Origin of the sequence: Kitasatospora sp. NPDC085879, assembly GCF_040686255.1 — a bacterium.
Taxonomy (GTDB): domain Bacteria; phylum Actinomycetota; class Actinomycetes; order Streptomycetales; family Streptomycetaceae; genus Kitasatospora.
Window position 1 is genome coordinate 181,189 of the sequence record NZ_JBFBJZ010000006.1, and the last position, 24,305, is coordinate 205,493.

At 74.3% G+C, this 24,305-nt stretch carries 20 protein-coding genes; 7 read left to right on the plus strand and 13 right to left on the minus strand.

Annotation, left to right across the window (positions count from 1 at the left end):
• Positions 1–12: 12 nt before the first annotated feature.
• From AB0P35_RS07355 to AB0P35_RS07380, 6 genes are read right to left on the minus strand one after another with little or no spacing between them, the layout of a single operon-like run.
• Positions 13–990 (minus strand): ABC transporter substrate-binding protein, encoded by a 978-nt coding sequence (locus AB0P35_RS07355; protein WP_363507671.1) that lies wholly within the window; start codon positions 988–990, stop codon positions 13–15.
• A 34-nt stretch (positions 991–1,024) separates the two neighbouring features.
• Positions 1,025–1,792, minus strand: coding sequence for an amino acid ABC transporter ATP-binding protein (locus AB0P35_RS07360; RefSeq protein ID WP_095873176.1), 768 nt, complete (start codon positions 1,790–1,792; stop codon positions 1,025–1,027).
• A complete protein-coding gene (locus AB0P35_RS07365; protein WP_363507674.1) occupies positions 1,789–2,757 on the minus strand; it encodes an amino acid ABC transporter permease in 969 nt (322 codons plus the stop codon). The genes AB0P35_RS07360 and AB0P35_RS07365 overlap by 4 nt, the downstream gene beginning before the upstream one ends.
• A gap of 31 nt (positions 2,758–2,788) precedes the next feature.
• On the minus strand, positions 2,789–3,724 hold the full coding sequence (locus AB0P35_RS07370; RefSeq protein WP_363507677.1) for an ABC transporter substrate-binding protein: 936 nt from the start codon (positions 3,722–3,724) through the stop codon (positions 2,789–2,791).
• On the minus strand, positions 3,721–4,242 hold the full coding sequence (locus AB0P35_RS07375) for a GNAT family N-acetyltransferase (protein WP_363507680.1): 522 nt from the start codon (positions 4,240–4,242) through the stop codon (positions 3,721–3,723). The genes AB0P35_RS07370 and AB0P35_RS07375 overlap by 4 nt, the downstream gene beginning before the upstream one ends.
• A complete protein-coding gene (locus tag AB0P35_RS07380) occupies positions 4,239–5,390 on the minus strand; it encodes an LLM class flavin-dependent oxidoreductase (protein WP_363507683.1) in 1,152 nt (383 codons plus the stop codon). The genes AB0P35_RS07375 and AB0P35_RS07380 overlap by 4 nt, the downstream gene beginning before the upstream one ends.
• Before the next feature lie 609 nt (positions 5,391–5,999).
• On the opposite strand from AB0P35_RS07380, the gene AB0P35_RS07385 reads away from it, so the two are divergent.
• Positions 6,000–6,971 (plus strand): amino acid ABC transporter permease, encoded by a 972-nt coding sequence (locus AB0P35_RS07385; protein WP_363507686.1) that lies wholly within the window; start codon positions 6,000–6,002, stop codon positions 6,969–6,971.
• Positions 6,968–9,052: an FAD/NAD(P)-binding protein gene (locus tag AB0P35_RS07390; RefSeq protein WP_363507689.1), complete on the plus strand. Its 2,085-nt coding sequence runs from the start codon at positions 6,968–6,970 to the stop codon at positions 9,050–9,052. Before AB0P35_RS07385 ends, AB0P35_RS07390 begins: the two co-directional genes overlap by 4 nt.
• On the opposite strand, the gene AB0P35_RS07395 is transcribed toward AB0P35_RS07390, so the two are convergent.
• Positions 8,935–10,215, minus strand: a complete 1,281-nt coding sequence (locus tag AB0P35_RS07395; RefSeq protein ID WP_363507692.1) for a tetratricopeptide repeat protein — start codon at positions 10,213–10,215, stop codon at positions 8,935–8,937. The two genes, AB0P35_RS07390 and AB0P35_RS07395, sit on opposite strands and share 118 nt — an antisense overlap.
• A gap of 151 nt (positions 10,216–10,366) precedes the next feature.
• Here AB0P35_RS07395 and AB0P35_RS07400 point away from each other — a divergent pair, with 151 nt between their 5' ends.
• Positions 10,367–12,661: an FdhF/YdeP family oxidoreductase gene (locus AB0P35_RS07400; RefSeq protein WP_363507744.1), complete on the plus strand. Its 2,295-nt coding sequence runs from the start codon at positions 10,367–10,369 to the stop codon at positions 12,659–12,661.
• A 109-nt stretch (positions 12,662–12,770) separates the two neighbouring features.
• Here the strand turns inward: AB0P35_RS07400 and AB0P35_RS07405 are convergent, their stop codons facing one another.
• A complete protein-coding gene (locus tag AB0P35_RS07405; RefSeq protein ID WP_363507695.1) occupies positions 12,771–14,228 on the minus strand; it encodes an NlpC/P60 family protein in 1,458 nt (485 codons plus the stop codon).
• Between the two features lie 379 nt (positions 14,229–14,607).
• Here AB0P35_RS07405 and AB0P35_RS07410 point away from each other — a divergent pair, with 379 nt between their 5' ends.
• Positions 14,608–15,771 carry an inorganic phosphate transporter gene (locus AB0P35_RS07410; RefSeq protein ID WP_363507698.1) on the plus strand — a complete coding sequence of 388 codons (1,164 nt, stop codon included), beginning with the start codon at positions 14,608–14,610 and terminating at the stop codon, positions 15,769–15,771.
• Between the two features lie 32 nt (positions 15,772–15,803).
• On the plus strand, positions 15,804–16,049 hold the full coding sequence (locus AB0P35_RS07415; protein WP_363490787.1) for a hypothetical protein: 246 nt from the start codon (positions 15,804–15,806) through the stop codon (positions 16,047–16,049).
• 85 nt (positions 16,050–16,134) lie between these two features.
• Here AB0P35_RS07415 and AB0P35_RS07420 read toward each other — a convergent pair whose 3' ends face one another.
• Both AB0P35_RS07420 and AB0P35_RS07425 read right to left on the minus strand, forming a co-directional pair.
• Positions 16,135–17,688 (minus strand): MDR family MFS transporter, encoded by a 1,554-nt coding sequence (locus AB0P35_RS07420; RefSeq protein ID WP_095873186.1) that lies wholly within the window; start codon positions 17,686–17,688, stop codon positions 16,135–16,137.
• Between the two features lie 135 nt (positions 17,689–17,823).
• The gene (locus AB0P35_RS07425; protein ID WP_363507702.1) at positions 17,824–18,303 is read right to left on the minus strand and encodes a MarR family transcriptional regulator; all 480 of its coding nucleotides are present in this window, start codon (positions 18,301–18,303) and stop codon (positions 17,824–17,826) included.
• Positions 18,304–18,409: 106 nt separating this feature from the next.
• On the opposite strand from AB0P35_RS07425, the gene AB0P35_RS07430 reads away from it, so the two are divergent.
• On the plus strand, positions 18,410–19,447 hold the full coding sequence (locus AB0P35_RS07430) for a DUF3533 domain-containing protein (protein WP_363507705.1): 1,038 nt from the start codon (positions 18,410–18,412) through the stop codon (positions 19,445–19,447).
• Positions 19,448–19,560: 113 nt separating this feature from the next.
• Here AB0P35_RS07430 and AB0P35_RS07435 read toward each other — a convergent pair whose 3' ends face one another.
• Positions 19,561–20,784 carry an ROK family transcriptional regulator gene (locus tag AB0P35_RS07435; RefSeq protein WP_095873189.1) on the minus strand — a complete coding sequence of 408 codons (1,224 nt, stop codon included), beginning with the start codon at positions 20,782–20,784 and terminating at the stop codon, positions 19,561–19,563.
• A gap of 214 nt (positions 20,785–20,998) precedes the next feature.
• Complete coding sequence (gene xylB, locus AB0P35_RS07440; RefSeq protein ID WP_363507709.1) at positions 20,999–22,423, minus strand: xylulokinase; 1,425 nt, start codon at positions 22,421–22,423, stop codon at positions 20,999–21,001.
• Positions 22,424–22,519: 96 nt separating this feature from the next.
• On the opposite strand from xylB, the gene xylA reads away from it, so the two are divergent.
• Complete coding sequence (gene xylA, locus AB0P35_RS07445; protein ID WP_363507711.1) at positions 22,520–23,680, plus strand: xylose isomerase; 1,161 nt, start codon at positions 22,520–22,522, stop codon at positions 23,678–23,680.
• Positions 23,681–23,764: 84 nt separating this feature from the next.
• Here xylA and AB0P35_RS07450 read toward each other — a convergent pair whose 3' ends face one another.
• Positions 23,765–24,286 (minus strand): GtrA family protein, encoded by a 522-nt coding sequence (locus tag AB0P35_RS07450; RefSeq protein ID WP_363507714.1) that lies wholly within the window; start codon positions 24,284–24,286, stop codon positions 23,765–23,767.
• Positions 24,287–24,305 lie beyond the last annotated feature (19 nt).

Here is a 24,305-nt window from a genome sequence, read left to right on the forward strand (position 1 = left end):
GCCCGCCGGCGGTCAGCCGGTCTTCGGCAGGCCGGGCGGGTTGATCTCGGAGGTCTGCACGGCCTCGTCGTCCAGCCCCCAGCGCTTCAGCACCTGCCCGTAGGTGCCGTTCTTGATGATCTCGTTGACGGCCGCGTTCACGGCCTTGACCAGGCCGTTGTCCTTCCTGGTGGTGGCGGCGATCTTGCCGAGGACGTCCGCACCGCCGCCGGAATAGGTGCCGATCACCTCGGTCTCACCGGTCTGCGCGGCGTGGAAGGCCTCGGTCGGGTTGGGGCCCAACCAGGCGTCGATCCGGCCGGAGGAGAGCGCCAGGTAGTAGTCGGAGGAGTTCTGGTAGTACTTGATGTCGACCGGCTTGAGGCCCGCCTTGACGTTCTGTTCGTTCCAGGCGATGAGCAGCTTCTCCTGGTTGGTGCCCGAGGACGTGCCGATGGTGTGCCCGGCGACGTCCTTCGGCCCGGTGACCCGCCAGCTGCCGCCCTTCCTCGCCTCGAAGCCGAGGATGTCCAGCCGGTAGGTGGCGAAGTCGTACTTCTCCTTGCGGGCCTCGGTGACGGTGATGTTGGTGATGCCGAGGTCGTACTTGCCGCTGTCGAGGCCGACGAAGACGTTCTCCCAGGAGACCGGGTTGAGTTCGACCTTCAGGCCGAGGACGTTGCCGATCAGGTGGGCGAGGTCGGGCTCGACGCCGATGACGGTCCTGTCGTCGGTGGCGTGGAAGTCGAGCGGTGGGACGGTCCCCAGGGAGTCGACCACCTGCAGGGTGCCTCTTCGGCGGATCTCCTCCGGGACGAGGGCGGCGATCGCGTCCACCTCGGGCGTGGTGACCCGGTTCTGGTCCGGTGTCAGGTTGACGGTGACGCCGTTGGGGGCGGTGCCGGCCTTCGCCCCGGCCAGGTCCGTGGAGGCGCCGGTGGAGGCGGAGCCGCAGGCGGTCAGGACGAGGGCGGCGGCAGCGGCTGCGAGGGTGCGGCGGGTCAGGGACACGGTGGGGCTCCTGTTCGGGTGTTCGGAGGGCCGTTCAGAGGACCTTGGAGAGGAAGGCGCGGGTGCGCTCGTGCTGCGGGTGGTCGAGGACGGCCGCCGGCGGGCCCTGTTCGACGACCACGCCGCCGTCCATGAAGACGACGGTGTCGGCGACCTCGCGGGCGAAGCCGATCTCGTGGGTGACGACGATCATGGTGGTGCCGGCCGCGGCGAGGTCCCGGATGACGTCCAGCACCTCGCCGACCAGCTCGGGGTCGAGCGCGGAGGTGGGCTCGTCGAAGAGCAGCACCTTGGGTTCCAGGGCGAGCGCCCGGGCGATCGCGACCCGCTGCTGCTGGCCGCCGGAGAGCCGGCGCGGGTACTCGTCGGCCTTGTCGGCGAGGCCGACCCTGCCGAGGAGCTCCAGGGCGGTGGCCCGGGCCTCGGCCTTCGTCCGGCCGAGGGCGCTCACCGGCGCCTCGGTGAGGTTCTCCAGCACGGTGAGGTGCGGGAAGAGGTTGAAGTTCTGGAAGACGAAGCCGAGCCGGGTGCGCTGGCGCAGCACCTCGCGCTCCTTCAGCTCGTACAGCCGGCCGCCGGAGCGGCGGTAGCCGATGAGTTCGCCGTCGACGGCGACGGTGCCGCGGTCCAGCTTCTCCAGGTGGTTGATGGCGCGCAGCAGGGTGGACTTGCCGGAGCCGGACGGGCCGAGCACGACGGTGACGGAGCCGGGGGCGACCTGCAGGTCGACGCCGCGCAGCACCTCCAGCCGCCCGAAGCTCTTGTGGACGCCGCGGACGTCCACCATGGCGGTCGCGGTCATCGCAGGCCTCCGGAGGGGCTGAGCCGGGTCTCGGTGATCCGGCGGACGAGGGCCCGGGCCCGTTGCAGCGGGCCGGGCGGCGGGGTGCGGTCGGTGCCGCGGGCGAAGTACCGCTCGACCCGGTACTGGCCGATCGACAGCAGGGTGGTGAGCAGCACGTACCAGGCGGTGGCGACCATGAGCAGCGGGACGACCCGGCCGGTGCGGCCGTAGACCACCTGGACCTGGTAGAAGAGCTCGCCGATGGCCATCACGTAGACCACCGAGGTCGCCTTGAAGAGCGAGACGATCTCGTTGGCGGCGTTCGGCAGGATGCCGCGCATGGCCTGCGGCAGGACGATCCGGCGGGCCTGCCGGAGCCGGGGGATGCCGAGCGCGGCGGCGGCCTCCAGCTGGCCGGTGTCGACGGCGATCACCCCGGCGCGGATGATCTCGGCGGCGTAGGCGGCCTGGTGGAGGGCGAGGCCGAGGACGGCGGCGCCGAGCGCGCCGAGCGCGTGCACGGTGTCGAACTCCCAGAGCACCGGGCCGAACGGGATGCCGAGGCCGAACCGCCGGTACAGGTAGGAGAGGTTGAACCAGAAGACCAGCTGGACGATGAGCGGGATCGAGCGGAACGCCCAGATGTACGTCCAGCCGATGGTCTGCAGGATCGCGCTGCGGGAGAGCCGCAGCGCGGCCACTGCGGCGCCCAGGGCGAAGCCCAGCAGGGTGGCCCAGAAAGTGAGTTGGAGGGTGGTGCCGACGGCCCTGAGGATGGTGTCGGTGGCGAAGTGGGCCCGGAAGGTGGGCCAGTCCCAGCCGGGGTTGGTGGCCAGGCCGTGCAGGAACTGCGCGACCAGGACGAGGGCGGCGGCGCCGGCGGCCCAGCGCCAGGGGTGCCGGGCGGGGACGACCGGGAGGTCGGTGCCGCCGGGCGGCCCGGTGGTGGGCCCGGCGGTCTGCTCGGGCGCGGTGGTGGTCATGGCGGGATTCCTCTGCGGGGCGGACACGGGATCACGGGTGCTCGGGCGGGCTGATCTGCGAGGCGGTGACGGCGGAGTCCTCGGTGCCCCACTTCTGCAGGATCCGGGCGTAGGTGCCGTCCTTGATCAGCTGGTTGACGGCGCCCTGGAAGGCCGGGGTGAGCGGTGAGCCCTTCCTGAAGGCGAAGCCGACGTCGAGGCGGTGGAACTCGCCGAGGAAGCGGGTGCCGGCGGCGGGCTGGGCGGCCTGGTGGCGCAGGCCGTTGATGGTGGACATCGCCACGTCGATCCGGCCCTGCTGCAGCCCGGTGAGGACGGCGCCGTTGTCGGAGAACGCCCGGACCTCGTAGGGCTTGCGGCCGGCGTCGGCGCAGACGTTCCTCCTGGCATCGAGGGTGGTCTCGAAGGTGGTGCCGGCGCCGGTGCCGATGGTGAGGCCGCAGAGCTGGACGAGGTCGGTGACCTGTTGCAACCGGGTGTCGTCCTTGCGGACGGCGAAGCCCTGGCCGTCGTCGATGTAGGTGACGAAGTCGATGGTCTTCAGCCGGGCGGTGGTGACGCCGAAGTTGCCGGTGCCGACGTCGTACTTGCCGCTGCCCAGCGCGGGCAGGATGGTCTCGAAGGCGGCGTCCTCGCGCCGCACGGTGACGCCGAGGACCTTGCCGACGGCGTCGGCGATGTCGACGTCCAGGCCGGCCGGGGACTTCTTCGCCGGGTCGGGGTAGAAGGCGCTCGGCGGGGTGCCGACGGCGCCGCCGAGCCGGAGGGTGCCGGACTTCCGGACGTCCTCGGGCAGCAGGGCGGCGACCGCGTCGACCTTCCGCACCCCGGAGACCACGTCGTGGGAGGCGGCCGCCACGGCGGAGGCCCCGGCGGCGGGTGCGGCGGGCACCGGATCCGCGCCGCAGCCGGCCAGCAGGAACGCGGCGAGGGCGGCGGCTGCGGCGGCGGCGGGTGTGCGTCTCACGGGGCGAGGGCCTCTCTGGGGTCGGGGGCCGCCGGCCGGCGGTCCGTCAGGTGCTTCTCGAAGGGCAGCGGGTGCAGGGCGCCCGGCGGCGCGTCGAGGTCGAACAGCGGGGTGTAGCCGGCCGCCATGTACAGCTGCCGGGCCTCCGGCTGGCGCGATCCTGTGGTGAGGAAGATCCGCCGGTGGCCCTCGGCCGCGGCTGCCTGCTCCAGTTCGGTGAGGACCCGCCGGGCGAGGCCGCGGCGGCGGTGCGCCGAGTGCGTCCACATCCGTTTGACCTCGGCGGTGCCGGGGTCGGTGTGCCGGCGGTAGGCGCCGCCGGCGACCGGCTCGCCGTGCTCCAGCAGGAGGAGCAGCAGGCCGCCGGGCGGGGCGAACTCCTCGGGTGTGTACCTGGCCATCTCCGTGTGGCCGCCGGGGCCGTAGCGGGTGACGTACTCGTGGGTGAGTTCGCGCACCAGGGGTTCGGCGAGCCGGTCGTCCAGCCGGGCGATGCGGACCTCGACGGCGGGGCTCACGCCTGGGCCGCGACCAGCTGCTGCCGGTCGCGCTCCTTCGCCGCGGCCTCGGCGGCGGCCTTCTCGGCGTCCCGCTTGGCGACCTCCTGGCGGACGATCGGGATGACGTACCGGCCGAAGTCGATCGCGTCGTCGACGTGGTCGTAGCCGCGCGCGGAGATGATGTCCACGCCCAGGTCGTAGTAGTCGAGCAGGGCCTCGGCGACCGTCTCCGGGGTGCCGACCAGGGCGTTGGAGTTGCCGGCGCCGCCGGTGGCGGCGGCGGTGGGCGTCCACAGGGCGCGGTCGTAGCGCTCGCCGGCCTCGGCGATCGCGATCAGCCGCTGCGAGCCGGTGTTCTCCGGGGCGGCCGCGGACCGGCGCCGTACCAGGTCGCCGCCGGCCCGCCGGGCCTTGATCGCGCCGACCGTGCGGTGCGCCTTCTCCCAGGCGAGTTCCTCGGTGGCGGCGACGATCGGCCGGAAGGCGACCTGGATCCGCGGGGTGTCGGTGCGTCCGGCGGCGCGGGCGGCCTGCCGGACCTTCTCGATCTGCTCGGCGGTGCGGGCCAGCGGTTCGCCCCACAGGCAGAAGATGTCGGCCTCGGCCCCGCCGGCCGCGTACGCCGCCTCGGAGGAGCCGCCGAAGGAGACGCCCGGCCGGGGCTGCTGGACGGGGAAGACGTCGGAGACGAAGTCCTCGAAGCGGTAGTGGGTGCCGTGGTGGTCGAAGGGCTCGCGGGAGGTCCAGGCCTTCTTCACGATGCCGATGTACTCGCGGGTGCGCTCGTAGCGCTCGTCCTTGGTGAGGTAGTCGCCCTCGCGGCGCTGCTCGTGGTCGTTGCCGCCGGTGATGAAGTGCACGGTGAGCCGGCCGTCGCTGATCCGGTCGAGGGTGGCGAAGGTCTTCGCGGCGAAGGTCGGGTAGGAGACGTTGGGCCGGTGCGCGAGCAGGATCTGCAGCCGGTCCAGCTTCGAGGCGAGGAAGGCGGCCGCCGCGGCGGGCTCCGGGGAGCCGGCCCCGTACGCGAACAGCACGCGGTCCCAGCCGTTGTCCTCGTGGGCGCGGGCCAGCCGCAGCGTGTAGTCGCGGTCGAAGGCGGCGGTGGTGCGGGGCGTGGTCTCCGAGCCGTCGCCGGTGGCGGCGATGCCGAGGAACTCGACGGGCATGGTGGGTCCTCTCCTGGGGTGCGTGCGGGCACGGCGGGGCACGCGCGCCGACCGGCGCGCGGCGGGGCCGCCCGGCGGTGCGGGGCACGGGGAACGTGACTGCGGGAACCGTGACTGCGCGGAACGGGGGCGCGGGAAACGGGGTGCGCGACGGACGCCGACGGTGCGTCAGCGGGAGCGGGTGCGCGGGGAGGAGGCGGCAGCGTGCCTGGCGGTCCGCGGGAGCGGACGGGGAGCCGGCCCCGTGCGGCGGGGCGGACGAGGGAGTGCCGCCCGGAGGGACGACGGGCCGGTCAGACGGCCTGCTGCCGGGTCAGCCGCAACACGCCGCGGACCACACCCGACCGAAGTCGATGTGGCCGCGCGTGACCAGGGGCTGCTCGGCGTTCATGCGGCAAGTTGAGCAGTGAACCGTGGAGTTCGTCAACCACCGTCCGGATGCGGGACGCGCCGGCGCCTCTTGACAGCCGTCCTTCGGGCACGCGTACGATCGATCCCGAGCGAGGTGCCAGGAGCCGGTCGAAGTCCCGCCGGTTCCCGCCGTGTTGAGGGACACGGCGTGCGTGACGGACCAGCAGATCCCTGCCCGCGTCCGTCCCTGGAGCCCCCATGGCCACGTCGCACGACGTCCTGCCCGCCGCCCTCGCACCACCGCCTGCCGAGGCCGCCCTCCCGATCGTCCCGCGCCGCCGGCCGGGCCGTGCCGTCGCCGCCGTCCTGGCCCTGATCGCCGTCGGCCTGCTGCTGGGCTCCGTCGCCCGCAACCGCGCCTTCCAGTGGGACGTGGTCGGCCGGTACCTCACCTCGACCGCGATCCTCGACGGCCTGGTGCTGACGCTGTGGCTGACCGCCGCCGTCATGGCGCTCGGCTTCGCCCTCGGCACCCTGCTCGCGGCGGCCCGGCTCTCCGGCAACCCGGTGCTCTCCGCGCTGAGCTGGGGGTACGTCTGGGTGTTCCGGGCCGCGCCGCTCCTCGTCCAGCTGCTGTTCTGGTTCAACATCGGCGCGCTCTACCCGCGGCTCTCGCTGGGCGTCCCGTACGGACCCGAGCTGTTCGGCGTGCGGACGGTGGACCTGCTCGGGCCGACGGCGACCGCGGTCGTCGGCCTCACCCTGCACGAGGCCGCGTTCGCCGCCGAGGTCGTCCGGGCCGGCATCCTCTCCGTCGACCAGGGCCAGCTGGAGGCCGCCCAGTCGCTGGGCCTGCGCCGCACCCGGGTGCTGCGCCGCATCGTGCTGCCGCAGGCGATGCGCTCGATCGTGCCGACCGCCGGCAACATGCTGGTCGGCACCCTCAAGGGCACCAGCATCGTCAGCGTGCTCGCCGTGCACGACCTGCTGTTCTCCGCCCAGCTGATCTACAACCGGACCTACCAGGTGATCCCGCTGCTGCTGGTCGCCACGCTCTGGTACATCGCGGTGACCAGCGTGCTCTCGGCCGGCCAGTACTACCTGGAGCGGTACTTCGCCCGCGGTACGAGCCGCGGCGCCCTGCCGCCGACGCCGCCCGCCCGGCTGCGCGCCGCGCTCGCCGCGCTCGCCGCACTCGCCTCCCGGCGCCGGCGGGAGGCGGTCCGATGAGCACCCTGGTGATCGTCGGCGCCGGCCCGCGCGGCACCGGGCTGCTGGAGCGGATCGCCGCCAACGCGCCCGAACTCCTGCCCGCCGACCGGCCGTTGCACATCCACCTGGTCGACCCGCACCCGCCCGGCGGGGGCCGGATCTGGCGCCGCGAACAGTCCGCACTGCTGCGGATGAACTCGATGGCCGAGGACGTCACCATATTCACCGACGAGCGGTCGACCCTCACCGGGCCCGTCCGGCCCGGGCCCTCGCTCGCCGAATGGGCCGCCCGACCGGAGGCGTACCCGCCGTACCTGCCGCCGGCGGACCCGGCGCTCGCCGAGGAGTTGCGCACCCTCGCCGCCACCGACTTCCCGACCCGGCGGGCCCAGAGCGCCTACCTGGACTGGGCGTTCCGGCGGGCGGTGGCCGAACTGCCCCCGCACGTCACCGTCACCGTGCACCGGGACACCGCGCACGCACTCACCGGCCCGGTCGACGGCCCGCAGACCGTCCGGCTCTCCGGCCGCGACCTCACCGCCGACCGGGTGGTGCTCGCCCTCGGCCACCTGGACTCGGCGCCGGAGCCGCGGCACCAGGCGAACACCGCCTTCGCCGCCCGGCACGGCCGCTTCCACCTGCCGCCCGCGTACTCCGCCGACGCCGACCTCTCCCCGGTGCGCCCCGGCGAGCACGTCGTCCTGCGCGGCATGGGGCTGGCCGCCGTCGACCTGGTCTCGCTGCTCACCGAGGGCCGCGGCGGGCGCTTCGAGCCGGCCCCGGACGGGCTGCGCTACCGGCCGTCCGGCCGCGAACCGGTGATCCACATCGGCTCCCGGCGCGGCGTGCCCTACCACTCCAAGACCCACTACCGGCTGCAGGGCCCGCCCGCCCCGCTGCCGCGCCACTTCGGCCCGGCGGCGGTCGACGCCCTGACCGCCCGGCCCGGGCCGCTCGAACTGCGGCGCGACGCCTGGCCGCTGATGGCCAAGGAGATCGGCTTCGGCTACTACCACGAGCTGTTCCACGCCCACCCGGACCGCACGACGCTGCCGTGGGAGGACTTCCTGGCCGCGTACGACACGGTCGACTGGTACGGCGCGGAGCGGGCGGAGCTCGTCGCCGCGGCCGTGCCCGACCCGGCCGACCGGCTCGACTTCGAGCACCTCGACCGGCCGCTGACCGGCCTGCGCCTGCCCGACGGGGAGGCGCTGCAGCGGCACCTGCGGGCCTACGTCCGGGCCGACGCCGACCGCCGCACCGATCCCGCGCACAGCGCCGACCTCGGCGCCTTCCTCGCCCTGCTCTCGCTCTACGGCCAGCTGCCGCGGCTGGTCGCCTCCGGCCGGCTGACCGCCCGCTCGGTCGCCGAGGACCTCGACGGCTGGTGGACGGGGTTCTTCAGCCACCTCGCCTCCGGGCCGCCCGGATTCCGGCTGCGGCAGCTGCTGGCACTCTCCGAGGCCGGCGTGGTGCGCTTCCTCGGCGCCGACACCGAGGTCGTCCCGGACGAGAGCGACGGCACCTTCGTGGCCGGCAGCCCCACCGTGCCCGGGCACCGCGTCCGCGCCACCGCGCTGATCGAGGCCTACCTGCCGCGGCACGCGCCGGAACGCACCGCCGACCCGGTGCTGCGGGAGCTGCTGCGGGCCGGCCGGATCCGCGAGGAGGTGCTCGCGGGCCCCGACCGCACCCACCGCTCGGGGCTGATCGAGGTCGCGCCCGACGGCCGGATCGTGGACCCGGCCCTGGACGGCGCCCCGCACCCACGGCGGCTCGCCCTCGGCCCGCACACCAACGCCCGCAGCTACGCGGCCTTCGCCCGGCCGCGGACCGACGCCCCGGCCTTCCGGCAGAACGACGCCGCGGCCAGGGCCCTGCTGCAGGCCCTCGCCGCGGACGCCGAACCGGATACCGAGCCGAACGCCGGACGGGACCGGACCGTCGAGGCTCGGACCGGCGAGGATCAGGCCGGCGAGGATCAGGCCGGGGCGAGCATCAGCGCGGTGGCCTGCTCCGCCGTCATCTCCTCCGGCACGGCCGCCAGCCGGCCGGCGAGGCTGCGGTGGCCGGTGGCCCGCTCCAGCTCGGTGAGGTAGGCGTCCGCCTCCTGGTCGGAGCCGAAGTCCCAGACCAACAGCCGGTGCACCATCGCCACCGCCGCAACCGGATGCAGTCCGGCGCCGCCGAGCGCCCGCCGCCACTGCGGCACCAGCCGGCCCAGCGAGCACCGGGCCTCGCCGACCAGCGGATGCGCCGGGCCGAGGTGGTGCTGCACCGCCGGGATCAGCTCCAGCAGCATGCCGGCGGCCGACACCACGTCCCCGGTCAGCGCGACGGCGTGCGCCAGCCGGGCCTGCGAGGTCAGCGCCCGCGCGTCGTACGGGCCGAGCGCCTGCACCAGGACCGGCTGCACCTCGCGCAGCAGGTGCAGCGCGCCGTACGGGTCGCCGGCCTCGCCGAGCGCCCGGGCGTGCTCCAGCCGGACCTCCAGGGTGTCCGGATCGCCCGGGCCCAGCGCCTGCGCGGCGTCCGCGGCGACCTGGCCGAGCAGATGGACGGCGCCCGCGGGGTCGCCCGCGGCGCACCGCAGGCCACCGAGCTGCCGCCAGGCCGCCAGGGTGTCCCGGTCGTACCGGCCGAGCAGCGCCGTCATCTCACGGGCCACCGAGTCCAGCAGGTGCACGGCCCCGTCCGGGGTCGGCGCCTCGTCCGCCCGGTCCCGCAACCGGACCAGCAACTCCCTCACTGCGGACGGCACTTCAGTACCACCGGCGGCCTGGGCGGCCGGACCGGCGGGCGCCGGAGGGGCGTCCACCGGTGCGGGACCGAAGCCGGGCGGGGGCGGGCTCCCGGCCGGTGCCACCGGCGCGGGGACGGGGACCGCGGCGGGGGCGGGCAGCGCACCGGCGGGCGGCTGCACCGGCGGCGCACCCGCCGCCGGACCCACGGTCGACGGCCCGAAGCCCTGCGGCACGGCAGGTTCGACCACGGTCGCGACCGGCGGTGCGACCGCACCCGCCGGCGCGGGCGGGAATCCGGCGGTCGGCCCGGCGTCCGGCTGCGCGCGCCCGGCCTTCGCCAGGCGGATCCCCGCCGGTGCCGGTGCCGCCGGCGCGGGCAGCACGTAGTCCTGCGCGGGTTCGGTGGCGGGCGCGGGCAGGGCCCAGCCGTCGGCCGGCAGGGCGTCCGCGGGCGGCGCGGCGACCCCGGGGGTCTGTGCCGGGACGGCGGGGTCGGCGGACTCCTCGATGGGCGGCATCCTCGGTCCTCGTTCGCTGCGGTCGTCGACGGTGGACGCGGGCCATCCTCCCATCGACCGGGACCGCGCGGGTCCGTCCGGCGGGCGCAGTGCAAGGATGGATGCGGGCCGCGGCGAGGATGCCGCCGCCCTGGTGGAGGAGGTCCCCGTCATGGCCAAGCAGGCCCCGCAGAGCGATCCGGTGCAGGACGCGCCGCAGATTTCCGCGCCGAAGCACGCGGCGGCCGGCATCCCGGCCGTGCTGCACAGCCTGCGGATGGCGGGCGAGCAGATGGGTGCCCGCCGCACGCTGGCGGTGCTGCGCAAGGTGAACCAGCCGGACGGCTTCGACTGCCCCGGCTGCGCCTGGCCCGAGCCGGGCAAGACGCACACCGCGGAGTTCTGTGAGAACGGCGCCAAGGCGGTCGCCGAGGAGGCCACCGAGCGCCGGATCACCGCCGAGTTCTTCGCCGCGCACCCGGTGTCGGAGCTGGCGCAGCGCTCCGGGTACTGGCTGGGCCAGCAGGGCCGGCTGACCGAACCGATGCTGCTCGACGAGGGCTCCGACCACTACGTGCCGGTCTCCTGGGAGCGTGCCTTCGCGATCGTGGCACAGGAGCTGCGCGCCCTGGACACCCCGGACGGCGCCGCCTTCTACACCTCGGGCCGCACCGGCAACGAGGCCGCGTTCGCGTACCAGCTGTTCGCCCGCCGGCTGGGCACCAACAACCTGCCGGACTGCTCCAACATGTGTCACGAGTCGTCGGGTTCGGCGCTCACCGAGACGTTGGGCGTGGGCAAGGGCAGTGTCTCGCTGAAGGACCTCTACCAGGCCGACCTGATCATCGTGGCCGGGCAGAACCCCGGCACCAACCATCCGCGGATGCTGTCCGCGCTGGAGCGGGCCAAGCGGGCCGGGGCGACGATCGTCTCGGTCAACCCGCTGCCGGAGGCCGGGCTGGAGCGGTTCAAGAACCCGCAGAACGCCCGCGGCCTGGCCGCGAACGGCACCAAGCTGACCGACCTCTTCCTGCAGATCCGGCTGGGCGGCGACCTGGCGCTGTTCCGGGCGCTGAACCAGCTGGTGCTGGCCGCCGAGGGCGGTACGGACGAGGCGTTCATCGCCGAACACTGCCACGGCTTCGAGGAGTTCGCGGCCGAGGCGAAGTCCACCGACCGGGCCGAGGTGCTGGCGGCGACCGGCCTGCCCTGGGAGCAGATCGAGGAGCTGGCCCGGCTGGTGCTGGCCTCGAAGAAGATCATCGTCTGCTGGGCGATGGGCCTGACCCAGCACCGGCACGCCGTGCCGACCATCCGCGAGGTCGTCAACTTCCTTCTGCTGCGCGGCAATGTCGGCCGCCCGGGGGCGGGCGTGTGCCCGGTCCGCGGTCACAGCAATGTGCAGGGCGACCGGACGATGGGCATCTTCGAGCGGCCGAGCGCGGCCTTCCTGGACGCGCTGGGCCGGGAGTTCGACTTCGAGCCGCCGCGCGAGCACGGCCTGGACTCGGTGGACACCATCCGGGCGATGCGCGACGGCCGGGTGAAGGTGTTCTTCGCAATGGGCGGCAACTTCGTCGCCGCGACGCCGGACACCGAGGTCACCGAGGCCGCGATGCGCCGCTGCCGGCTGACGGTGCACGTCTCGACGAAGCTCAACCGCTCGCACGTGGTGACCGGCGCCCGGGCGCTGATCCTGCCGACGCTCGGCCGCACCGACCGCGACTGGACCGCGGCCGGCGCCCAGTTCGTCTCGGTCGAGGACTCGATGGGCATGGTGCACTCCTCGCGCGGCGGGCTGCGGCCGCCGTCCGAGAGCCTGCTCTCCGAGGTGGCGATCGTCTGCGGGCTGGCCCGGGCCGCGCTCGGCCCGGCGGACCCGACGCCGTGGGAGGACTTCGCCGTCGACTACGACACCGTGCGCGACCGGATCTCCCGGGTGGTGCCCGGCTTCGCGGACTTCAACGAGAAGGTGCGCCGCCCCGGCGGCTTCGCCCTGCCGCACGGGCCGCGCGACAGCCGGACCTTCCCGACCGCGACGGGGAAGGCCAACTTCACGGTCAACCCGCTGACCGCGCCCGAGGTGCCGCAGGGCCGGCTGCTGCTGCAGACGCTGCGCTCGCACGACCAGTACAACACCACGATCTACGGCCTGGACGACCGCTACCGCGGCATCACCGGCGGCCGCCGGGTGGTGCTGGTGAACCCGGCCGACGCCGAGGAACTCGGCCTGGCCGACGGCCTGTACGTCGACCTGGTGGGCGAGTGGAAGGACGGCGTGGAGCGGCGGGCCCCGCACTTCCGGGTGGTGCACTACCCGGTGGCCCGGGGCGGCGCGGCCGCGTACTACCCGGAGACCAACGTGCTGGTGCCGCTGGACTCGACGGCGGAGATCAGCAACACGCCGACCTCCAAGGCGGTGGTGGTCCGCTTCGAGCCGGACAGCGGGGCGCCGGCCGCGGGCTGAGGTCCGGCCCGCGTGCGGGACGCCCGTCGGCCGGGCGCCCCGCACGCCGTGTCGGAGCGTACGGGGCGGGAGCGCGCCGGTCCGGAACGCGCCGGCTGAGCGCGCCGGTTCAGAGCGCGCTGGGCGAGGCGGAGGCCGGGGCGGAGGCGGAGCGGGAGGCGGCCTCGGTGGCGGTGGGCGAGGGGCTGCCGGCGCCGGGGGTGCCACTGGGCGTGCCGGACCCGCTCGGGGTGCCCGAGCCGGACGGCGTCCCGGACCCGCTGGGCGTGCCCGAGCCGGACGGGGCACCGGTGCCGGACGGCGTGCCGGTGCTCGGCGGCGGGGTCTGGTTGCCCGGGGCGGGGTTGCTCGGCCGCGGCGGCACCGTGGTGGGCTTCGACGGGGCGATCCTGGGCGGACCGACGGTGACCTGCGGCACCTTCCACCCGCCGCCCTTGTCGTCGGCGCCGGCGTCCGGGTCGGGGCGTACGGCGCCGAGGATCGGCATGGCGCCGATCTTGGAGACCTTGACCACGTCGCCGGTGTGCGGGGCCTGCACGATGAGGCCGCCGCCGATGTACATCCCGATGTGGGTCGCGCCGCCGAAGTACACCACCAGGTCGCCGGGGCGGATCTGGTTCAGCGGGACGTGCTTGAGCTGGGCCCACTGCTCCTGGCTGGTGCGCGGGATCGGCTTGCCGGCGTTCAGCCAGGCCTGCGAGGTGAGGCCGGAGCAGTCGAAGACGTCCGGGCCGGCGCCGCCCCAGACGTAGTCCTTGCCGAGCTGCTTGAGCGCCCAGGCGACCGCCCTGCGGCCGGCCTCGGACGGGGTGCGCTCGCCCTTGCCGAGGGCACCGGAGGCGAGGAAGGCGAGCTGGGCCTCGTCCGCCTGGCGGCGCTCCAGCTCCTCCAGCTCGCCGCGCTGGGCGCCGGTCAGCGAGCCGACCATGTCCTCGACGGCGGCGAGCCGCTTGGCGACATCGGCCTTGGCGGCCTCCTGCTGGGTGGCGAGCGCGGTGACCTGGACGAGCGACTGCTCGGCCTGGGCCTGCAGCTCGACCAGGGTGGCGCGGTCCGCCTTGAGGCGGTCCAGGAAGGCCTTCTGGGAGCGGCCGGCGGCGTCCAGCAGCTGGGCGATGACGACGGCCTGGTACGGGTTCTCGGCGAGCATGAAGTCGGCGAGGTCGGAGGCCCGGCCGCTGCGGTACTGGGCGGCGGCGAGCTGGGCGGCGATGTCCACGCCCGCGTTCACCGCGGCCTGCTGGGAGGCGACCCTGGCGCGGAGGTCGGCGACCTGCTGCTGCTGCGCGGCCTGCCGGGCGACGGCGGCGTTGTACTGCTCGGTCGCGGCCTCGGCCTCCTGGTAGAGCTGGTGCAGCCGGTCGAGCATCGGGCCGAGGGTGGTCTTGGCGTCGGCCAGCGGGTCGGCGCCGGCCGCGACGGTGATCGTCGGGGTGGGCTCCGGCGCGGCGTACGCGGCGGTGGCCAGCGGCAACGACAGCGCGGCGGCGGCAAGCACCGCGCCGCAGCGCATGGCCGCCCGCACCCACGGTCGGACACCGTTCTCCGTACGCTGCCCAGCCGACATCGGCCGTCCTCCCCCAGTCCAGCGCCACCCGGGCCGGGGCCCGGTGATCTCTCCGGAGAATCCTGCCATGTGACCGGCAGGTAACGGCAGGGGGCCTGTGGTCCGTCCGGTGAATTCTCAGCGAGTCCTCACCCGAGGTGCCCCCGGGCGGTCCTGCCGGGGTGTGAGGCAAGTCTCAACAAACCCCCACCAAGCCGGACCCAAACGGACACAACGGCCGTACAGAGCCTCACCTTCCACACTTTCACAACCTCTGCGCAACCCCCGATCCACCATCGGAACCACGATTCCCGATGCTGTTCATCTTCCGTTCACCCGGGATCCCTACGGTCTCGCCTGACAGCAGCGTCAGTCCGACAACTACGACGATTGTTTGGTTATGGAACACATCACGTTCCTGGTGGCCGTTGTGATCATCACGGCGCTCGCCTTCGACTTCACCAACGGGTTCCACGACACCGCCAATGCGATGGCCACCTCCATCGCGACGGGAGCCCTCAAGCCCAAGGTCGCGGTCACCATCGCCGCCGTCCTCAACTTCGCCGGAGCCTTCCTCTCCGTGAAGGTGGCCACCACCATCTCCGGCGGCATCGTCACCGAGAAGACCGGCCTCCAGCCGTCGATCATCTTCGCCGCCCTGGTCGGAGCGATCCTCTGGAACCTGCTGACCTGGCTGCGGGGCCTGCCCTCCAGCTCGTCGCACGCGCTCTACGGCGGCCTGATCGGCGCCACCGTGGTCGGCGTCGGCATGCACGGCGTCAACTTCGACGTCGTCGCCACCAAGATCCTGATCCCGGCGGTGGCCTCCCCGCTGGTGGCCGGCCTGGCCGCCTGGGGCGCCACCAAGCTCGCCTACCTGATCACCCGGGGCGGCCGCGAGGAGACCACCGAGAAGGGCTTCCGGCGCGGCCAGATGTTCACCTCCTCGCTGATCTCGCTGGCGCACGGCACCAACGACGCGCAGAAGACCATGGGCATCATCACCCTGACCCTGGTCTCCGCCGGCGCCCTCAAGCCCGGCGCGCTGCCCCCGACCTGGGTCATCGTCAGCGCCGGCGCCGCCATCGCGCTCGGCACCTACATGGGCGGCTGGCGCATCATCCGCTCGATGGGCAAGGGCCTGACTGACATCCGCCCCCGCCAGGGCCTGGCCACCGAGACGGCCGCCGCCACGGTCATCCTCACCTCGACCCACATGGGCTACGGCCTCTCCACCACCCAGGTCTGCTCCGGCGGCATCATGGGCGCCGGCCTCGGCGGCCCCAAGGGCGAGCTGCGCTGGAGCCTGGTCCGCCGCATGATCTACACCTGGGGCCTGACCCTGCCCGCCGCCGCCACGGTGGCCGGTCTCGCGGCCTTCGTCGCGGACCAGGGCACCTGGGGCGTGGCACTGGTCGGCGCGGCGCTGGTCGCCGGCTCCACCGCCATGTGGATCATCTCCCGCCGCCAGCCGGTGACCGCCGGCAACGTCAACGACGTCCAGGAGGTCGAGATCCCGGCGCAGGCCACCCCGACCCCCGCCACCACCACCGTCGCGGCCTGAGCAGCCCGAACAGTCAGAGAGGACGGGGAGCCATGCACATCAAGTGGGACGCCCTCGCGCAGACCGCGGGCCTCAGCTTCGCCATCACGGTCGCGGTGGTCGCGGCCTTCTCCCTCGGCATCCTGGCGCTGTCGCGCCGCGAGGCCGCGCAGGAGGCCGTCCGGTCCGGGATCCCGGGTGCCGGCAGCGGCAACCTGGCCCTGGCCGGCGCCGCGCTGAGCTTCAGCGTCTGCGCCTCGGTGGTCTTCTACGGGATCACCCTGATCGCCGGCCGCTGAGCCGGCGGCCGCACGCACGACGGAAGGGCCCGCGGGGTACGTACCCCGCGGGCCCTTCCGTCGTGCCCGGGACGGGCGGTCCGGCTCAGTCCTCGACGAGCGCCGGGGTGCGCGCCGCCGGGGTGTCCATGGTGGTGCGCAGCGGGGTCTCCCGGATGAAGAGCACGACCAGGAAGGCGAGCAGCGCGAACGGCGCGGCCAGCAGGAAGACGATGCCGACGCCGTGGCCGAAGGCGTCCGTCACCAGCGGGACGATCGGGGCGGGCAGCCGGTCCAGGTCGGGGATCTCGCCGCCGCCGAGCGCGGCGCCGGTCGGGTGGATGCCCGCCCTGGCGAGGTTGTCGGCGAGGTAGCCCGCGACCCGGTCGGCCATCAGCGCGCCGAGCGCGGAGACGCCGACCGCGCCGCCCATGGTGCGGAAGAAGGTGACGACGGAGCTGGCCGAGCCGAGTTCCTCGCGCGGCACGGTGTTCTGCACCGCGAGGACGAGGTTCTGCATGGTCAGGCCGAGGCCGACGCCGGCCACCGCCATGTAGAGGGCGAGCAGGCCGTACGCGGTGTCGGCGCGGGCGGTGCCGAGCAGCCCGAAGCCGACGGCGAGCAGCAGGGTGCCGGCCAAGAGGAAGCCCTTCCAGCGGCCGTAGCGGGTGATCAGCTTGCCGGCCACGGTGGAGGAGACGGCGAGGCCGAGGATCATCGGCAGGGTGAGCAGGCCGGCCATGGTGGGCGACTTGTCCTTGGCCAGCTGGAAGTACTGGCTGAGGAAGGTCGTGGCGCCGTACATGCCGACGCCGACCAGGACGCTGGCGATCGCGGAGAGCGTCACCGTGCGGTGGCGGAAGAGGTGGAGCGGGATGACCGGTTCGGCGGCGCGGCGCTCGGCGGCGACGAAGAGCACCGCGAGCACGGCGGTGCCGGCCAGCATCGCGGCGGACTGCCAGGAAGCCCAGTCGTAGTTCTTTCCGGCCAGGCTGACCCAGATCATCAGCAGGCTGGCCGCGGCGGTGACCAGCAGCGCGCCGGCGTAGTCGATCCGGACCTTGCGGCGCGGGGCGACCGGCAGCCGCAGGGTGCGCTGCAGCACGGCGATCGCCAGCAGCGAGAACGGGATGCCGACGTAGAAGCACCAGCGCCAGCCGAGCCAGTCGGTGTCCACGATGACACCGCCGATCAGCGGGCCGCCGATGGTGGCCAGCGCGAAGACCGCGCCGAAGTAGCCGCTGTACCGGCCGCGCTCGCGGGGCGGGACCATCGCGGCGAGGCAGATCTGGGCGAGCGCGGTGACGCCGCCGGCGCCGATGCCCTGCAGCACGCGGCAGGCGATCAGCTCGCCGGTGTTCTGCGAGAGGCCGGCCAGCGCGGAGGACAGGATGTAGATCACCAGGGCGATCTGCACCAGCAGCTTCTTGCTGACCAGGTCGGAGAGCTTGCCCCAGACGGGGGTGGAGGCGGTGAGCGAGAGCAGGGTGGCGGTGATCACCCAGGTGTAGGCGGACTCGCCGCCGTGCAGGTCGTTGAGGATCGTGGGCAGGGCGTTGGAGACGACGGTCGAGGAGAGCACGGCCACGAAGAGGCCGAGGAGCAGGCCTGACAGCGCTTCCAGGACTTGCCGGTGCGTCATGGGGGTCGTCGGGGTCATCGAGGTCCTTCAGCGTGAATTTTCGTTGCCTAAAGCAACCGTAAGCCGGATGGTTGAGTAGGGCAACTTTCCTCAAGCGCAAGCAAAGCCCGGCCCCGCCGGAGTGCGACGGGACCGGGCTGCACACGAAGGGCCTCAGGCCGGGGCGGACTCCTCGGCCCGCATGGACTCGGCGGCCAGCTCGTTGAAGCGGCGCAGCAGTTCGGCGAAGCGCTCCACGTCCTCCTCGGCCCAGGCCGACATCAGCTCGCGGAAGCGGTCCATCCGGGCGTCCCGGGCCTTCAGGTAGCGGGCGGCGCCGTCCGCGGTGAGCGACACCAGCGAGGAACGGCGGTCCAGCGGGTCGACCACGCGGCGGACCAGCCCCAGCCCCTCCAGATGCTTCACCTGCCGGCTGATCGTGGCCTTGCCGATCCCGAAGTGCAGCCCGATGTCGGTCAGCCGCACCCGGCCGGACTCCTCCACGTACGCCAGCAGCGCGTACGCCGCGGCCTCCAGCTCCGGATGCACCCGCCGCGCCATCTCCGCGGCGCGGGCCCGCCCGCGCCGGAAGAGCAGCGCCACCTCCCGCTCGACCGCGCGGAACGCCTGGTCGGCCGACTCCTGGTCACTCATGGCGCCAGTATCCCGTAGGCCGCGCCTCCGCCCCCGCGCAACTACTTCATGTTATGAAGCATCCGTTTCACCCCTTTTGTTCGCCCCGACAGTCAGGAGGCGGCCGATGGCCGGCCCGCACCCCGGGTTCCTCACCGAGGTCAAGGACGCGGTCACCCCGCGCGCCTTCCTGCTCGTGGTCGGGGTGCTGCTGCTCCAACTCGGCTTCACCGCCAGCTACGTCGGCGCCCTGCACGACCCGAGCCCGCATCAGCTCTCCATCGCCGTGGTCGGCCCCGCCCAGTCCGTCCTGGAGTTCACCTCGGCGCTGAAGGCCGTCCCCGACGAGGCCGTCCGGCCCAGCACCGCGCCGGACCGGGAGAGCGCCGTCCGGCTGATCGAGGACCAGCAGCTGTACGCCGCCTGGCTGGTCGACCCCACCGGCACCCGGGACACCCTGCTGGTGGCCACCGCTCGCGGACCGGCCGCGGCGACCGCCGCCGAACGGATCGTCGGCTCGCTGGAGTCCGCCCGGCAGCGGACCGTCGGCACCGAGGACGTCGTCCCGCTCGCCCCCGGCGACGCCGAGGGCCTCTCCTCCTTCTACCTGGTGGTCGGCTGGTGCGTCGGCGGCTACCTGGTGGCCTCGATCCTGGGCATCAGCGCCGGCTCCCGGCCCGCCAACACCGACCGGGCCGTGCTGCGGCTCGGCACGCTCTTCCTCTACTCCGTCGCGGCCGGCCTCGGCGGGGCACTGATCATCGGGCCGATCCTGGACGCCCTCCCCGGCTCCGTCCGGCCCCTCTGGGGACTCGGCACCCTGGTGGTCTTCGCGGTCGGGGCCTTCACCATGGCGATGCAGTGCCTCTTCGGGGTGGTCGGGATCGGCATCGCCGTCCTGATCTTCGTGGTCCTCGGCAACCCGAGCGCGGGCGGGGTCTATCCGCCGCCGCTGCTGCCGCCCTTCTGGCGGGCGATCGGTTCCTGGATCCCGAACGGCGCCGGCACCGACGCCGCCCGCTCGATCGCCTACCTCGGCGGCGCCGCCCTCACCCCGCCCTTCCTCGTCCTGGCCGCCTGGGCCGTCGCCGGCGTCGCCATCACCCTCCTCGCCGCCGACCGCACCACCGGCACCCAGGGCGCGAGAATGGCGCGACCCTGGTAGGCGCACGCTTCACGTACCGGCGATGCCCTCAGGGGCGCGGGGAACCGCGCAATTCGAATCCGGCGAACCGTCTGCATGTGGCGAACCGACATCAAGGGCCCCTCAGCCCGTCCTCAGGCCTCCGCGGCGGCGAAGCGGCCCGGGTCGGCGACGACCGCGCGGACGACGCCGATCGCCGCACCGAGCAGCGGCCCGCGGCGCCCCAGCCGGGAGGCCGTGAGCCAGTCGTCGTGCCAGGCCCGTACGGTGACCCGGCCCGCGAGTTCGGCCCGCATCGCGGGCAGCAGCCATTCGGCCAGTTCCGCGTAGCCGCCGCCGAGCACGAGCGACGCGGGGTCGAGCAGGTTGACCGCGCCGGCCGCCGCCACGCCAAGCGCGGAACCGGCCGCCTCCAGTGCGGCGCACACGGCCGGGTCCCCGTCGGCGGCCCGTCGGGCGAGCAGGGCGACCCAGTCGCCGCCGACGTCGGCGAGGCCGGCGGCGCGCAGGACGGCGGCCTCCCCCGCGTACTGCTCCAGGCAGCCGCCGGCCCCGCACGGGCAGCGCGGCCCGTCCGGGTGGACGGGGACGTGGCCGATCTCGCCGGCGTAGCCGCGGGCGCCGCGCAGCAGGCGGCCGTCCACCACCAGGGCGGCGCCGATGCCGGCCTCGGCGGAGAGGTGCAGGAAGTCGTCGGGGCCCTCGCCGAGCCAGAGTTCGGCGAGGCCGCCGAGGTTGGCCTCGTTGTCGACGTCGATGGGCAGTTCGGCGAGGGCGTCGGCGTCCGTCTCGCGCAGGGCGCGGCGCAGTTCGGCGGCGAGCGGCAGGTCGGACCAGCCGAGGTTGGGGGCGCGTTCGACGACGCCTTCGGCGGCGCCGACCAGGCCGGGCACGGCGACGGCGAGGCCGGCCGGGACGAGTCCGCAGGAGTCGGCGACCTCGCGGAGCAGGGCGGCGAGGTCGCGCAGGACGGCGTCGGCCGGGCGGTTGCGGTTGGTGACGTCCTGGCGCAGCCAGCCGCGGACCTCGCCGCGGAGGTCGACCACGCAGGCGGCGAGGTGTTCGACGCCGATCTCGCCGCCGAGGCCGGCGGGGCCCTGGGGGTCGAGGGCGAGGGCGGTGCCGGGCCGGCCGACCTTGCCGCTGGACACGGCGGGGCCGCATTCGGCGACGAGGCCGGCCGTGGCGAGTTCGTCGACCAGGGAGGAGACGGCCGCCCGGGTGAGGCCGGTGGCGGCGGCGACCTCGGCGCGGGAGCGCGGTCCGGCCGCGAACTCGCCGAGGACGAGGGCCAGGTTGGCCCGGCGCATGCCCTGCTGGCTCGCAGGGCGGGCCCGTCTGACGTCCGTGTCCCGCATCCCCTCGTCACCTCTCGTTCGACGACCGAACACCCGGTCGACCGGTTGCAGGGTATCCGCGCCCGCCCACGGCGCTCGCGCGGCACTCGGAGCCGGGCCGGCCACGGCGTCGGCCGCCCCGCCGCCGCGGCCGTCGTCCGCCGGGCCCGACTCCCCTGCGGCACCGGCCGGGGCCGTGGCGGGCATCGTCGCACGCCGGGTGCCGCCGCACCTGTCAGGCGCCGAGCAGCGGCGCTCCGGCGGCGAGCACGGCGGCGATCCTGGCGGTCGCCGCCTCGTCCTTGGCGACCGGCTCCAGGACGGGCCCGGCGGTGGTGCCCCAGCGGCGGGCGACCTCGGCCGGGTGCTCCCCGGTGAGCAGACCGGCGGCCTGGGCGGCGGCGCCGAGGGCGACCAGTTCGCCGGCGGCGGGCACCTGGACGGCCCGGCCGGACAGCCTGCGGACGGTGTCCTGCCAGGCGCGGCCGCGGGCGCCGCCGCCGATCAGCAGCAGCGGTTCCTCGCCGGCCTGCTCGCCGCCGGCCGCGAGCGCCAGGTCGAGGGCGGCGAGCAGCGCGTACGCGGCGCCGTCGTAGGCGGCCTGGAGCAGCTGGCCGGGGGTGGTGTCGTGCCGCAGGCCGTGGACGAGTCCGGCGGCGTGCGGCAGCGCGGGGGTGCGTTCGCCGTCGAGGAACGGCAGGACGACGGCCTCGCCGCCGGGTTCGACGGCCTGCCGGTCGAGGCCGAGCAGGGTGGCGATCCGGTCGACCGCGAGGGTGCAGTTGAGGGTGCAGGCGAGCGGCAGCCAGTCGCCGTGGGCGGCGGCGAAGCCGGCCACCGTGCCGCTCGGGTCGGCGGGCCGGCCGCGGGTCACCGCGTAGACGGTGCCCGAGGTGCCGAGCGAGAGGGCGGGCCGCCCGTACGCGGCGCCGGTGCCGCCGCCGAGGCCGAGTCCGAGGGCGGCGGCTGCGTTGTCGCCGGCGCCGAGGGCGACGGGGATGCCGGGGCGCAGGCCGCCGAAGGAGCCGCGGGTCTCGCCGGCCGCGGTGCCGGGCTCGGCGAGCGGCGGCAGCAGGGCGGGGTCGAGGCCGACGAGGTCGAGGATGCCGGTGTCCCAGCCGTCCTCGCCCCACCAGCCGGTGCCGGAGGCGTCGCTGCGCTCGGCAACGGGCCGGCCGGTGAGCCGCTCGGTGAGGTACTCGTGCGGCAGCCGGACGGCGGCGACCGGGCCGGTGAGGCCGCGCTCGCGCAGCCAGTCCCACTTGGTGACGGTGAACGAGGCGTTGGGGACGCTGCCGGTGCGCCGGGCCCAGGCCTCGCGGCCGAGCTCGTCCGTGAGGGCCGCGGCGCGGCCGGCCGAGCGGGTGTCGTTCCAGAGCAGCGCGGGGTGCACCGGGTCGCCCGCCGCGTCCAGGGCGACCAGGCCGTGCTGCTGTCCGCCGATCGCGACGGCCTCGGCGCGCCCGGCGCAGCCGGTGCCCTCGACGGCGTCCTGCAGCGCCTGCCACCACTGCCGGGGGTCGCTCTCCCGGGCGCCCCCCGTGCCGGTGACGGTGTGCGCGGCGCGGCCCTCGCCGAGCACCTCGCCGGTGGCCGTGTCCACCGCGAGTGCCTTGGTGGACTGGGTGGAGCTGTCCACCCCGATGACGATCCCTGCCATGTGCTGCTCTCCGTCCGCCGCGCCGGGACTTCCCTTCCGTGCCTGGGGATATTAGTTTGTTTTCTGCCCTGACGAATAGACCCCTGGAGTTCCGCCATGCCCTCCCCCACCCCCGCGGACAAGTTCACCTTCGGCCTGTGGACCGTCGGCTGGCAGGGCCGCGACCCCTTCGGCGACGCCACCCGCCCCGCCCTCGACCCGGTGGAGACGGTGCACCGGCTGGCCGGTCTCGGCGCCCACGGCGTGACCTTCCACGACGACGACCTGATCCCGTTCGGCTCCTCGGACGCCGAGCGCGACGCGATCGTCAAGCGCTTCCGGACGGCCCTGGACGCCACCGGCCTCAAGGTCCCGATGGCCACCACCAACCTCTTCACCCACCCGGTCTTCAAGGACGGCGCGTTCACCGCCAACGACCGCGACGTCCGCCGGTACGCGCTGCGCAAGACGATCCGCAACATCGACCTCGCGGTGGAGCTGGGCGCGACCACCTACGTCGCCTGGGGCGGCCGCGAGGGCGCCGAGCACGGCGCGTCCAAGGACGTCCGGGTCGCGCTGGACCGCCTGAAGGAGGCCTTCGACCTGCTCGGCGAGTACGTCGAGGAACAGGGCTACGACCTGCGCTTCGCCATCGAGCCCAAGCCGAACGAGCCGCGCGGCGACATCCTGCTGCCGACCGTCGGCCACGCCCTCGCGTTCATCGGGAGCCTGGAGCGCCCGGAGCGGGTCGGCGTCAACCCGGAGGTCGGGCACGAGCAGATGGCCGGGCTGAACTTCGCGCACGGCATCGCGCAGGCGCTGTGGCACGGCAAGCTCTTCCACATCGACCTGAACGGCCAGTCCGGCATCAAGTACGACCAGGACCTGCGCTTCGGCGCCGGCGACCTGCGCAGCGCCTTCTGGCTGGTGGACCTGCTGGAGTCGGCGGGCTACGACGGCCCGCGGCACTTCGACTTCAAGCCGCCGCGCACCGAGGACTTCGAGGGCGTGTGGGCCTCGGCCGCCGCCTGCATGAGCAACTACCTGATGCTCAAGGAGAAGGCGCTGGCGTTCCGGGCCGACCCGGCGGTGCAGGAGGCCCTGCGGGTGGCCCGCCTGGACGAGCTCGCCCGGCCGACCGCGGAGGACGGCCTGGCGGGGCTGCTCGCCGACCGCGCCGCCTTCGAGGAGTTCGACGTGGAGTCGGCGGCCGCCCGCGGCATGGCCTTCGAGCAGCTCGACCAGCTCGCCATGGAGCACCTGCTCGGGGTCCGCTGACCCGATCGGCCCGGTTCGCACGAACCGGGGCCGGGCCCGCACCGGTTCCCCGGCGGGCGGCTTCCGCCGCCGCCCGCCGGGGTCTCAGACCCGCTCGGGTTCGAGGTCCTCGGCGGAGGAGCCGGCCGGACCGGTGCGGGTGAAGACCCAGCGGTTCATCGCCCAGAAGCGGAAGATCATGGCCAGGAAGGTGCCGATGATCATGCCGCTGAGGAAGTCGGCGATCTCCTGGGTGAGCGGGGTGACGTCCGGCTCGCGCAGGTCCAGCACGTACCGGGAGAGGATCAGCGGCAGGTCGTTGACGACCACCGCGAGCGCGCTGACCGCGAAGAAGAGGATCGCCTCGCGGTGCCGGCCGTTCGCCCGGAACGACCACTGGCGGTTCAGTACATAGGAGACGACGGTGGCGACCACCGTCGCGACGGTGAGCGCCACCACCGGCTTGTGCTGCAGCACGGTGAACTTCAGCCCGAGGTCGATCACGGTCGTCAGCACGAAGCACGTTCCGCCCACCAGCAGGAACTTCACCAGCTTGCGGTGCTGAACCAGGAACGGCTTGTACCGCTCCGGGATCCGGGCCAGCGCGCGTTGTGTAGGGGACGGCATTTCGGAAGTCTCGCACGGC